Origin of the sequence: Microbacterium sp. NPDC058389 (genome assembly GCF_042722305.1) — a bacterium.
GTDB lineage: Bacteria > Actinomycetota > Actinomycetes > Actinomycetales > Microbacteriaceae > Microbacterium.
Genome location: NZ_JBHXJQ010000003.1, coordinates 355,844 through 367,986, shown reverse-complemented (window position 1 = coordinate 367,986; position 12,143 = coordinate 355,844). Strand labels below are relative to the sequence as shown.

Below are 12,143 nucleotides of genomic sequence, written 5' to 3'. Positions count from 1 at the left end.
CGCAAGATGATGCAGGCCATCAAGGACACCGACCAGGCCCTCGCCGGCAACTGACGGATTCCACAGAGCGGATGCCGCGGGCACGGGCCCGCGGCATCCGCTCTGTCGTCTTCTCACACGCTGTCGGCGCGGATGGTGTTGATGATGCCCGAGAAGTCCTGCCCGGCCCCTTCACCCGCCGCGAAGTCCCGGTAGATCGCGCGGGCGAGCAGGCCCATGCGCGCCTCGACCCCGGTCGCCGAGATGGCGTGCTCGGCCAGTCCCAGGTCCTTGTTCATGAGGGCGCCCGCGAAGCCCGGCCGATAGTCGCGGTTCGCCGGGCTCGTCGGCACGGGACCGGGCACCGGGCAGTTCGTGGTGAGCGCCCAGCACTGGCCCGACGCGTTCGAGGCGACGTCGAACAGCGCCTGGTGCGACAGCCCGAGCCGCTCCCCCAGCACGAACGCCTCGGCGACCGCGATCTGCGACACCGCGAGGATCATGTTGTTGCACACCTTGGCGGCCTGCCCGAGGCCGGCTCCGCCGCAGTGCACCACGCGCCGGCCCATCGCCTCCAGCAGCGGCTGCGCGGCGGCGAAGTCCTCGTCGGCGCCACCGACCATGAACGCCAGCGTCGCGTTCTCGGCACCGACCACGCCGCCCGAGACCGGCGCATCGAGCGACCGGCGCCCGGCCGCCTCGGCGAGCGCGTGCCCGGCCCGGGCCTCGTCGACGGCGATCGTCGAGCAGTCGATGAACAGGGCTCCGGATGCCGCCACATCGAGCAGTCCGGGAGTGCCGCCGCTGCCGCGATAGGCGTCGAGCACCTGCGCGCCGGTCTGGAACATCGTGATGACGACGTCGGCGGAGGTGGCGGCATCCACTCCCGATCCGGCCGTCGCGAGCCCGGCCTCGCCAGCGGCCGAGACGGCGGCGGGGACGACGTCGAAACCGACGACGTCGTGGCCGGAGGCGGCGAGGTTCTTCGCCATGGGCAGGCCCATGTGGCCGAGCCCCAGGAATGCGATCTTCATGTCGACCTTCTTCGTCGCTGAGTCCGTCGCGGATCCGGGTCAGCCGTCGAGCAGCTGACGGCCGATGATCACGCGCATGATCTCGTTGGTGCCCTCGAGGATCTGGTGCACGCGAAGGTCGCGCACCACCTTCTCGATGCCGTAGTCGTGAAGGTAGCCGTAGCCGCCGTGCAGCTGCAGCGCCTGGTTCGCGACGGTGAAGCCGGCGTCGGTCGCGAAGCGCTTGGCCATCGCGCACTGCATGGACGCGTCGGGGGCCTTCGCGTCGAGCGCGGCCGCCGCGTCACGCACCAGGGCGCGGGCCGCGCGCAGCTCGGTGGCCATGTCGGCCAGTGCGAACACGACCGCCTGCTTCTCGGCGAGGGGCTCGCCGAACGTGAAGCGCTCGTGCACGTACTTCACCGTGCGATCGAGTGCCCACTGGGCCCCGCCGAGCGAGCACGCGGCGATGTTGATGCGACCGCCGTCGAGCGCCGACATCGCGATCTTGAACCCCTGGCCGAGGACGCCCAGGATGCTCGAGGCGGGCACCCGCACCTCGTCGAGGATCACCTGGCGGGTCGGCTGGGCGTTCCAGCCCATCTTGTGCTCCAGGGCGCCGAACGACAGTCCGGCCGCATCGGCCGGCACGAGGAACGCCGTGATGCCGCGCGCGCCGGCGTCCGCGTCGGTGCGCGCCATGACGATATAGACCGCGGCCTCGCCGCCGCCCGAGATGAACTGCTTGACACCGGTGAGCACGTAGTCGTCGCCCGACCGGATCGCGCTCGTGGCGATCGCGGCGGCATCGGACCCGGCACCCGGCTCGGTGAGGCAGTAGCTGCCGAAGCCCGACATCGAGGTGAGCAGCGGCACCCACTGCCCGCGCTGCGCTTCGTCGCCGTAGGTGTCGATCATCCACGCCACCATGTTGTGGATGGAGATGTACGCGGCGATCGCCGGATCGCCCTGGGCGAGCTCCTCGAAGATCGCGGCGGCGTCCGAGCGCGACAGCCCGGTGCCACCGAACTCCTCGCGCACGTAGATGCCGCCCAGGCCGAGGTCGCCGGCGCGGTTCAGAGTCTCGCGCGGGAAGTGCGACGCGGCATCCCATTCGAGGGCGTGCGGCGCGAGTTCGTGCTGCGCGAACTCGCGCACCGCGTCGAGGATCGCTGCGCGCTCTTCCGCGGTGAGGGTCGGCGCCGCGGGCGAGGAGGCGGGCGTCGTCTGGCTGAGGGGGGCGATCGTGGTCACCATTGCTCCTTCTCGGATCAGGAGGCGCCTTGTGGGGCATCCTGATCAACGCGATCGTGCCGTCGTTGGCACAGTGATGATTTTACATGGACGTCCTTGTATCTGCTCGGAATTCCAGAGACTGGTGGATGCCGCATCCGTTCGCCGCTCGTTCACCGGGGCGACACCGGACGCCGATAGTCACGTGGTGCGCCCATTGCGCACGCCACCCCCCTCTGCACATCCGACTCCGACAAGGAACCCGATGCCTTCACGCGTCTCACGCCGCGCCGGCGCCGTCGCCGTCACCGCGGTCGCCGCCTGCGCCCTCGCCCTCAGCCCGCTCGCCGCCCAGGCGGCCATCGTGCCCGACCCGATCTCGTACTCGGCCGACGACGCGGCGATCTCGCTCGCCCCGGTGGGCACGTTCGAGACCGGCGCCTTCGACCAGTCCGCGTCCGAGATCGTCGCCGCCTACGGCGACCGCCTGTTCGTCGTGAACGCCCTGGCGGGCTCGGTGAGCGTGCTCGACTACTCCGACCCGTCCGCCATGGTCAAGGAGTTCGCACTCGCCTCGTCGGGTGTCGCGAACTCGGTCGCGGTCCGCTCCGACGGTCTGGGCGTCGTCGCCTTCGAGTCGGCGACCAAGACCGACGCCGGCCACCTGCTGTTCTTCGACGCGCGGGCGAAGGATGCCGCCACCGCCGTCCTCGGCACCGTCCAGGTCGGGGCGCTCCCCGACATGGTGACGATCGTCCCCGACGGCAAGTACGCCCTCGTCGCGAACGAGGGAGAACCCGCCGACGACTTCTCGTCCGACCCTGAAGGCTCGATAAGCGTCGTGAAGCTGCCCAACAGGGTCGCCGCGGCGGCACAGAAGGACGTCAAGACCGCGGACTTCCACGCCTACGAAGCCGGCGGCGGCAAGACGCTGCCCGTGGGTGTGCGCGTGTTCGGGCCGACCCCGCACGGCGACGACCACCCGGTGAGCCGCAACCTCGAGCCGGAGTACATCGCGGTCGACGGCAACAACGCCTACGTGTCGCTGCAGGAGGCGAACGCCATCGCCGTCGTGCAGATCCCGAGCGCGCGCGTCACCGGCATCCTGCCGCTGGGCACGAAGGACCTCGGCCTCGCACAGAACGCGCTCGACCCGAGCGACAAGGACAAGGCGTTCTCGCTGCGCACCTACCCGGGCGTGAAGGGCATGTACATGCCCGACGGCATCCAGTCCTACTCGGCCGGCGGCAAGACGTACCTCGTCACCGCGAACGAGGGCGACGCCCGCGAGTGGGGCGACTACAGCGAGGTCTCGCGCGTCAAGGACCTCAAGAAGGACGGCTACGGCCCGGTGTGCGCGTCGAGCCCGCTCGCGTCGTACCTCGGCGACGCCGACCTCGGCCGCCTGAACGTCACGATCGAGAACGGGTTCGACGCCGCGGCGGGCTGCTACAGCGAGCTGTACGCGTTCGGCGGACGGTCGTTCTCGATCTGGGGCACCGACGGCACGCTCGTGTTCGACTCGGGCTCGCAGTTCGAGGCGCTGACGGCAGCGGCCGTCCCCGGGTTCGTCAATTCGAACCACACCGAGTCGAACTTCGAGGGCCGCAGCGACGACAAGGGCCCCGAGCCCGAGGGCGTCGCGGTCGGCCAGGTCGGCGGTCGCACGTATGCCTTCGTCGGCTTCGAGCGCATCGGCGGCATCGCCGTCTTCGACATCACCGACCCGAAGGCCTCGCGCTTCGTCACCTACGTCAACAACCGCGACTTCTCGGTGTCGGTCGAGGGTGGCGGCGACCTCGCCGCGGCCGGCGACCTCGGCCCCGAGGGTGTCGCCTTCATCCCGGCCGCCACGTCGGCCACCGGCACCCCGCTCCTGGCCGTGGGCAACGAGGTGTCGGGCACGACCACCCTGTTCGAGATCAGCGCCCTCGCCGGGCGCTGACCCGGACCCCGCGAAAGGGGCGCGCTCCCGTCGGTGACGTCGGGAGCGCGCCCCTTCTCGGTGGAGGGATGCCGCGGCTCAGGCCCCGGCGGCGGGCTCGGCGTCGGGCCACACCATGAACGGCCGCAGCTCCAGCTGACCGTTGCGGGCCATCGGGTGCCGGGACGCGATCTCGATCGCCTCGTCGAGGCTGTCGACCTCGAGGATGTCGAAGCCGCAGATGACCTCCGCCGTCTCGACGAAGGGTCCGCGTGTGGTGAGCACCTTGCCGCCGCGCACCTTGACGACGGTGGAGTCCGCCTGCGGGGCGAGCACCTCGCCGATGATGCGCTTGCCGGCGGCGTCGAGGGGGTCGACCCACAGGTCGACGTCGGAGTCGTCGACCTCGGTGTCGGGCTCGAGTGAGGTGACGACGAACATCATGTACTTCATTTCTGATCCTTCCGGGAGCGGGCGGCTGGTGCCGGCCTCACTCTGGTCGTCGTGCGGCGGACGCCGACATCGACATTTCGTTCCGAGATCTTCTCGAGGGGCCGGATGCCGTCGTCGCGGGTGTCAGCCGCGCTGCTCGCTCAGCCGCCAGACCTCTGGGATCACCATGCCGTCCGGGGCGTCGCCGTCGAGCACGAAGTGGTCGACGTGCTCGCCGATCCGCGCCTGCCATGCGGCGTCGGCGGGATCGTCCTCCAGCGCGCGCATCGCGGCGGCGAAGTCGTCGCAGTCGACGACATGGAACAGGTGCGCGCCCGAACGCCAGATCGTCCAGTCGTGGATGCCGATGCGCGCGAAGCTGGCGGCGAGGTCATCGGGGATGCGCTCGTGCTCCCGGTCGTACGAGCTCTCGTGACCGTCCTTGACGATCGAATGCAGCGCGACTCTCATGTCGGATCTCCGGGACGACGGGTGCGGACGCGCTCCACCGTAGCCGATGGCCAGGACCGAGGATCATCCCGCAGGTGGAGGCGTATGAGACCGCGGGTGGACGCGCGCCGGGGTCGTGCTCCGTAGCGTCGAGGGCATGGTCACCACCACGTCATCCGTCCGGCTCCCCCGTCACCGCGAGCTGTCGCCGACTGCGGCCGCACTGCTGACGATCGGCGGGAACATCCTCATCCTCGCGATCGTCGGGCTCGCCGTCGCGGGCGTCGGCATCGCCGCCGTCGCCGTGTTCGGTGCGCAGCTGCTCGGCTCGCTCTGACCCCTGTCGCCGTGTCGGCGGGCCGCGCTAGCCTGCGGGCATGACCGCGCGCGCCGTCCCCATCCTGCTCAGCCGAGACCTGCGCGAGACGCTCGGGTTCTACGAGCGCCTGGGGTTCGAGAACCGCGGCGCACCGCCCGAGGAGTGGCAGTACCTCATCATCGGGCGGGGCGACGCCGAACTGCACTTCACCGAGGACCCTGACGTCGACCCGCTCACGACGGCGTCGATGTGCTACCTGTACGTCGACGACGCGGGCCTGCAGTACGAGGAGTGGGCGGACCTCGTCCCGTCCGACCCGGCGACCGGCAGCCGCATCACCGCACCCGTCGACACGGACTACGGCATGCGCGAGTTCGCGGTCGTCGACCGCAACGGCAACCTCGTGCGCGTCGGAAGTGCGATCTGACCTGTCGCTGCCGTCCTCACGCCCGCTAGGCTCGCGCCCATGACCGACGTCGCGACGAAACCGCGCCCCACCAGGCCCGGTACCAGCCTCCGCGGGTACTCCGCACCCCTCGTGCTGCTGCTCGGGCTCTTGGTCGTGCCGGTCGCGCTCGCCCTGCTGACCACTCCCGAAGGGGCGCCCGCCGACGAGGACTACGTGCGCATGGCGTTCGCGAGCGTCGCCGCCTGCACTATCGCCATCGTGAGCGTCGTCGGGCTCCTCGTCGACCGGATCGTGCGCCGCGCCACACCCTCGACGATCGCGCTGTTCGCGGTCATCGCCCTCGTGGTCGTGCCGTGGCAGCTGAGCGGGATCTCCGGCGCGTCCGACCTGCTCCTGACGCGTCTCAGCCTCTGACCGACGCGGAACCGCCCGCCGGCCCCGAAGGGCGGGCGGGCGGTTCGCGCTCAGCGGGTGGCCGCGTCAGCGCTTCTTCTGCTGCTCCACCAGCACCACGGCGGTGCGGGCGGGAACGGTGACCGTTCCGGTGGCGGCATCCCAGGTCGTCGTCTTGACGACCGGGTCGGACCCCTTCGCGAGCGCCGGCGTCAGGGCGAACGAACGCCCCTTCAGCTGCGAGACGGTCTGGGTGACCGGCTCGGTCCCCGCGTTGAAGACCACCAGTGCGCCCTTGAGCTTCGGATCCACATCCTTGCCCACGAGATCGTCGATGAGCATCACGACGACACCGGGTGCGGCATCCGGTCCGCTGTTCGGGAACGTGACCTTCTGCTCGATCAGCGACGCCGATCCGAGGCGCAGCAGCGCCACCTCGTCACGCACGCGCAGCAGGTCGAGGGCGGATGCCTCGGCCGTGGCGATGTCGGAGGCGCCCGGCTTGTTGGCGGGGTTCGCCAGCAGCGGCTTCATGATGCCCCAGTTGTCGTCGTTGTCGGCCGCCATCGGCAGCCCCGAGCCGAACGTCGACTGCTGGCCCGTCCAGTCGATCCGGTTGAACCAGTCGCCCGAGTTGTAGCTGTTGCGGTCCAGCGACTTGGAGCGCAGCAGCTCGGTGCCGGCGTGCCAGAACGACGGCGTCTGCGCGTAGGTCGTGGTCGCCAGCTCCAGCGTGTTCATGCGCACGCGGTCGGCCATCGTGGTGTCGGCCGGGAGCTTCAGCATCGACAGGTCGAACAGCGTCTCGTTGTCGTGCGCGTCGACGTAGGTGATGATCTCGTCGGGCTGGTCGGCGTAGCCGGCCGGCGAGCCCCGGTAGTCGAGCTCGTCGCCGGCCTTCACGGCGCCCGTGTGATCGGTCAGCTGGTAGTCGCGGAGGTTGCCCGCGAGGCCCAGCTTGACCAGGTCGGTCTGGTGCGCGAGGTCGGCGAGCGCCTGCTCGGTCGTGCCGTTGATCGGCGCACCGTTGGGGTCGGTGCCGAGGCCCGTGCCGAAGCCCTGCTGCTGGATCGTCTCGCCGGCGACGGGGCTGCCGCCGTGGACGGCGTCGCGCAGCCGGTCGCTGAACGTGCCGATGCCGGTGCCGCCGAGCTGCCCCTGCGTCGCCTGCTCGAAGAGGGCGTTGTTCGCGACCTCCCCGAAGTTCCAGCCCTCGCCGTAGAGGTAGATCGCCTTGCCGTCGACGCCGTCCTTCTTGAGGGTCAGCTTGTCGAGCGCGGCGCGGATCTCGAGCATGTTCTGCTTCGAGTGGTGTCCCATCAGATCGAAGCGGAAGCCGTCGACCTTGTACTCGCGCGCCCACAGGACGACCGAGTCGACCATGAGCTTCTGCGCGACCTCGTGCTCGGTGGCCACGTTCTGGCAGCACGTCGAGGTCTCGACGTTGCCGGCGGCGTTGAGACGCTGGTAGTACCCGGGCACCACCTGGTCGAGCACCGACGTCGCGTTCTGCCCCGACGCCGAGGTGTGGTTGAACACCTGGTCGAGCACGACCTGCAGGCCCATGCCGTGCAGCGCGCCGACCATCTCACGGAACTCCGAGACGCGTGCGCCGCCCTCGGGGCTCACCGCGTACGAGCCCTCGGGCACCGAGTAGTGGTACGGGTCGTAGCCCCAGTTGAAGCCGTCGGCGTCGGCGACCGCCGCGACGCACGCCTGCTGCTGGTCGCTGTCGGCCGGCAGCGACGCGAGGTCGCAGGCCGGTGCCTGCTGCGTCGAACGGTCTTCTTCGATGGTGGCGATGTCGAACGTCGGCAGCAGGTGCACGGTGTTGATGCCGGCGGCCGACAGCTGACGCAGCTGCTTCGTGCCCGCACTGTCGCGCGTGAACGCCTTGTACGTGCCCCGCTCGGCGGCGGGCACCGTGGTGTCGCCGATCGAGAAGTCGCGCACGTGCAGCTCGTAGATCGCGCGGTCGACCGGACGGGCGACCTCGGGCGCCTTCGTCTTCTCCCACGCCTTCGGGCGCCACGCCTTGTCGTCGAGGTCGATCGCGACCGAGCGCTCCGAGTTGACGGTGAGGGCGACCGAGTACGGGTCGGTGACGTCGTTCGTCTCGATCTTGCCGGTGGTCGGGGCGTAGACCACGACCTCCCACACGTACTCGTCGCCGGCGAGCTTCTTGTCGCCCTTCACGGTCCAGATCCCGGATGCCGCATCCCACCGCGCCTCGTGACGCGCCGGGTCGCCGCCCTTGCCGGCATCCCACGTGAGCAGCGTCGCCGACTGCGCGGTCGGCGCCCACAGCCGGAAGGTCGGCTTGCCGTTCTTGGCGAAGGCGACGCCGAGCTCGGCGTCGTCCACGGCATCCGCGTACAGGTCGTCGAGCACGCCCGGGACCTGCACGCCGGTGAACGCGGTGAGCGCTCCGCCTGCATTGCGCTGGGCGACCATGAGCTGGCCCTTCAGCAGTTCGGCGGCCGCCGCGCGGTCGACGCCGTCGACGTGCAGCGCGACGTAGCCGGCCAGCGCGGGGAACCGCTCCTTCTGGTCGTCGGTGAGGCCGCCGTCGACGCGCGTCAGCGCGACCGGGTCGGTACCGCCGGTGACCTCTCGGTCGGCGGTGAGGCCGAGTGCGGCATCCTTCGATCCGTAGAGCTGCCACGCGGCGCCGTCGGCCGGCGCACCGAGGTCGGCGGGCCATGCGATGGTCTCGGCGTCGATCCAGTGCGCGCGCAGCTCACCGGTGCCGGCCAGCGGCGGGTCGCTCGCCTTGACGGTCAGGACGTGGGTCGCCAGCGTGTACCGGAAGGTCACGACCTTGCCGGCGGTGGCGCTGAACGTGATGTTCGCGCCGCCGGGAGCGCCGCCGGCGCCGTAGTTCTCGGTCCACGAGCGGCCGTGCGCGACCTTCACCTCATACGAGCCGGTGGGCAGGTCGTCGGTCGTGAACTGGAGCACGCCGTCGCCGTTCTTGTCGAACATCATCGTGGCGAGGCAGTCCGGCATCCAGTCGCCGGCGCAGCCGAGCTCGCTCTGCAGGCTGCCGGGCAGCGTGATGACGGGGCCGTCGGCGGTGGAGCGGATGTTCTTCGTGCGCGGGTCGAAGAAGAACTCGATCGGGCCGCCCGCGTGCACGAGCGTGATGTTGCCGCCGTTCTGCACGCCGCCCGCGCCGTAGTTCTCATCCCACTTCTTCTCGGTGGCGATCTTGTACTCGTACGTGCCGGCAGGCAGATCGGCGAGCTTGAGGGTCCAGATGCCGTCGACCTTGGTCATCTGCACGGCGTCGCAGTCGGGCTGCCAGTCACCGGGGCAGCCGGCCTTGCTGTTGAAGCTGCCCGGGACGCTCACGGCCCCATACTCGGTCGGCGTCTGCGGCTCCTCCTCGACCGGCTCCTCGGGAGTCACGTCGACGCCCGTGCTCACCTTGTTGCCCACCGACGCGTACGTCGAGGCGGCGGAATGGTTGCCTGCGGCGTCGGTGGTGACGGCGCGGTACTCCACGAGCGTGCCGGTGGCGAGCCCGTCGACGGTGTGGAAGACGCCAGGGTCGGTGTCCTCGGCCGTGCCGAGGGCGTGCCAGTCGGCCGAGCCGACGACGCGCCACGCGAAGCTCGTCTCCTGCCACGTGGTGTCGTCGACGTCGGCGCTCACGGCGGCGGTGCCGCTGAGGCCGGCGCCGGCGGCAGGCACCGTGACGGTCACCGAGGTCGCCGCGGCGGGCGCGGTGACCGTCGTGCCGGCGCGGTAGACCACGGCCGAGAGGGCAGGGACCGTCACGGAGGTCGCGGAGGCGGCATCCGTCGAGATCCCGGTCTGCGTGCCGTACACCGGCGCGTACGAGGCGTTCGCGGTGAGGGTCGTGAGGCTCACCGTCTTGTCGGCCGTCGTGTTGTTCAGCGCGACCAGGTACTCGACCTTCTCGTCGCGGTCGACGCGTGAGAACGCGTAGACGCCGGCACCGTCGTCGGCGTGGCGCTCGATCTGCGCGCCGGTGACCAGCGCCGGGTTGGCCTCGCGGAGGGCCGCCAGATCGGCGATGCGCTGGTAGACGGGTGCCGAGGTGTCGTAGCGGTCGACCGATCCGGCCGTCTCGCCCGTGATGAGGTTCTGGCTCTGGTACGACGGCACCTGGCTCGCGAACAGCGACTGGCGCGCGTCCTTGTCGCCGCCGGTGCCCACGAAGCCCTGCTCGTCGCCGTAGTAGACGACGGGCTGGCCCCGGCCGAGGAACATCAGGTCGTGGGCGAGCAGGTCGCGCTGCAGCGCGTTGTCGGCGTCCTTGAGGAAGTAGCCGACGCGGCCCATGTCGTGGTTGCCGAGGAAGGTGGGCAGCGCGGTCGCCGACGAGTCGGGCGTCGTGTACCGGTCGTCGCCCGCGTAGAGGTTCTGCAGGCTCTGGGTGTTGCCGCCGTTCGCGAAGCTCACCGCCGACGACTGGAACGTGAAGTCGAGCACGCTCGACATGTCGGTGTCGCGCACGTACGGCGAGAGCTTGGCGGGGTCGGCGTCGTAGACCTCGCCGAACATGAAGAAGTCCGCCTTGCCCTTCGCGTGCGCGTAATCGAGCACCCGGGTCGTCCACTGCTCCCAGAACTCGAAGTTCACGTGCTTGGCCGTGTCGATGCGGAAGCCGTCGATGCCGAGGTCGATCCAGCCCGAGTAGACGTCGACGAACCCGTCGACGACGGTGGGGCTTTCGGTCATGAGGTCGTCGAGACCGTCGAAGTCGCCGTACGTGACGGACTCGCCCGACCAGGTCGAGTTGCCGCGGTTGTGGTACAGCGTGGGGTCGTTCAGCCACGCCGGCACCTTGAGGTCCTTGTCGGCGTCGGCGATGACCGGCGTGTACGGGAACGACGTGGCGGGGTCGAGCGCCGGGAACGTGGCGGTGCCCGCGTAGGTGTGGGGGTCGAACGCGACGCCGTTCGCGTCGGTGTACGGCGAGGTCTTCTGGTCGATGTAGCCGTACTGCTGCTCGGCGTAGTCGATGACGTCGGCGGTGTGGTTGGCGATGATGTCGAAGTAGACCTTGATGCCCTTGGCGTGCGCCTCGTCGATGAGGGCCTTCAGCTCGGCGTTGGTGCCGAGGTGCGGGTCGATCTGGGTGAAGTCGGTGATCCAGTAGCCGTGGTATGCGGCGCTGGCGTTCGCCCCCTCGCCCTGCACCGGCTTGTTCTTGAAGCTCGGCGTGAGCCAGATCGCGGTCGTGCCGAGGCCGTCGATGTAGTCGAGGTTCTGTCGCAGACCCGCGATGTCGCCGCCGTTGTAGAAGCCCTTGTCGGTCGGGTCGTATCCCGTGGCCAGGCGATCGCCTGTGAGCCCGCCCTCGTCGTTCGAGGTGTCGCCGTCGGCGAAGCGGTCGGTCATGACGAAGTAGAACTGCTCCTGGCTGCCGGGCTCGCGCACCGGCGGGGCGACGAGCGCGTCGTCGTCGGCGGTGTACCCGGCGCGCAGGCTCTTCGCCTCGACGCCCACGCGCTTGGTGTTGTCGTCGAACACGAAGCGCAGCGTCGCGGGGCCGGCGATCGTCAGCGGGATGTTGTCGTTGCCGCCGTTCAGTCCGTACGACTCGTCCCACGCGTCGTTCGCGGCGACCTTGTACTCGTACGACCCCGCGGGCACCTCGAACTCGGCGGCGTACACGCCGGCGGTGCCGGTCGCGGCGAGCTCGGTCTCCGCGCACTCGGGCTGCCAGTCGGCGGAGCAGCCGAGCTCGGACTGCAGGCTGCCCACGAGAGCGAACGTGCGCTCGGCGGCGGCAGCGGGGGCGATCACGACGGCTCCCCCGGTGACGATGAGGGCTGCGGCCGCGAGACTCGCGGTGACGGTGCGTGCTCGGGGTCTTGTCGGCTGTGACATCAGGGCTCCTGGTTGGGGAGAAGGCACGACGACGTGCCGGTGAGCTGTGGGCCGACCCTAACAGCGGATTCATAAGAAGTGCAAGCGCTTACATCATGAGAGCCCTTTAATACAGTGGATGCCGGG

Annotated in this window: 9 protein-coding genes; 4 read left to right on the top strand and 5 right to left on the bottom strand. The window is 70.0% G+C overall.

From position 1 onward, the window contains the following. Nucleotides 1-113: 113 nt before the first annotated feature. Nucleotides 114-1,013: a 3-hydroxyisobutyrate dehydrogenase gene (gene mmsB / locus ACFWJ8_RS06820; protein WP_378810080.1), complete on the bottom strand. Its 900-nt coding sequence runs from the start codon at nucleotides 1,011-1,013 to the stop codon at nucleotides 114-116. A 39-nt stretch (nucleotides 1,014-1,052) separates the two neighbouring features. Continuing rightward, nucleotides 1,053-2,249 carry an acyl-CoA dehydrogenase family protein gene (locus ACFWJ8_RS06815; RefSeq protein ID WP_378810078.1) on the bottom strand — a complete coding sequence of 399 codons (1,197 nt, stop codon included), beginning with the start codon at nucleotides 2,247-2,249 and terminating at the stop codon, nucleotides 1,053-1,055. Between the two features lie 241 nt (nucleotides 2,250-2,490). Between ACFWJ8_RS06815 and ACFWJ8_RS06810 the strand changes: the two genes are divergently transcribed. Continuing rightward, on the top strand, nucleotides 2,491-4,170 hold the full coding sequence (locus tag ACFWJ8_RS06810) for a choice-of-anchor I family protein (RefSeq protein WP_378810076.1): 1,680 nt from the start codon (nucleotides 2,491-2,493) through the stop codon (nucleotides 4,168-4,170). A gap of 78 nt (nucleotides 4,171-4,248) precedes the next feature. On the opposite strand, the gene ACFWJ8_RS06805 is transcribed toward ACFWJ8_RS06810, so the two are convergent. Together ACFWJ8_RS06805 and ACFWJ8_RS06800 are read right to left on the bottom strand one after the other, a co-directional pair. Continuing rightward, a complete protein-coding gene (locus tag ACFWJ8_RS06805; RefSeq protein WP_378810074.1) occupies nucleotides 4,249-4,602 on the bottom strand; it encodes a YciI family protein in 354 nt (117 codons plus the stop codon). Between the two features lie 123 nt (nucleotides 4,603-4,725). Beyond that, nucleotides 4,726-5,052 (bottom strand): L-rhamnose mutarotase, encoded by a 327-nt coding sequence (locus tag ACFWJ8_RS06800; RefSeq protein WP_378810072.1) that lies wholly within the window; start codon nucleotides 5,050-5,052, stop codon nucleotides 4,726-4,728. 136 nt (nucleotides 5,053-5,188) lie between these two features. On the opposite strand from ACFWJ8_RS06800, the gene ACFWJ8_RS06795 reads away from it, so the two are divergent. From ACFWJ8_RS06795 to ACFWJ8_RS06785, 3 genes are read left to right on the top strand one after another with little or no spacing between them, the layout of a single operon-like run. Then, the gene (locus tag ACFWJ8_RS06795) at nucleotides 5,189-5,368 is read left to right on the top strand and encodes a hypothetical protein (protein ID WP_378810070.1); all 180 of its coding nucleotides are present in this window, start codon (nucleotides 5,189-5,191) and stop codon (nucleotides 5,366-5,368) included. Between the two features lie 40 nt (nucleotides 5,369-5,408). Continuing rightward, on the top strand, nucleotides 5,409-5,777 hold the full coding sequence (locus ACFWJ8_RS06790; RefSeq protein ID WP_378810068.1) for a bleomycin resistance protein: 369 nt from the start codon (nucleotides 5,409-5,411) through the stop codon (nucleotides 5,775-5,777). Between the two features lie 39 nt (nucleotides 5,778-5,816). After that, nucleotides 5,817-6,173: a hypothetical protein gene (locus ACFWJ8_RS06785; RefSeq protein ID WP_378810066.1), complete on the top strand. Its 357-nt coding sequence runs from the start codon at nucleotides 5,817-5,819 to the stop codon at nucleotides 6,171-6,173. A gap of 66 nt (nucleotides 6,174-6,239) precedes the next feature. Here the strand turns inward: ACFWJ8_RS06785 and pulA are convergent, their stop codons facing one another. Beyond that, complete coding sequence (gene pulA / locus ACFWJ8_RS06780) at nucleotides 6,240-12,017, bottom strand: pullulanase-type alpha-1,6-glucosidase (protein ID WP_378810064.1); 5,778 nt, start codon at nucleotides 12,015-12,017, stop codon at nucleotides 6,240-6,242. Nucleotides 12,018-12,143: the final 126 nt, after the last annotated feature.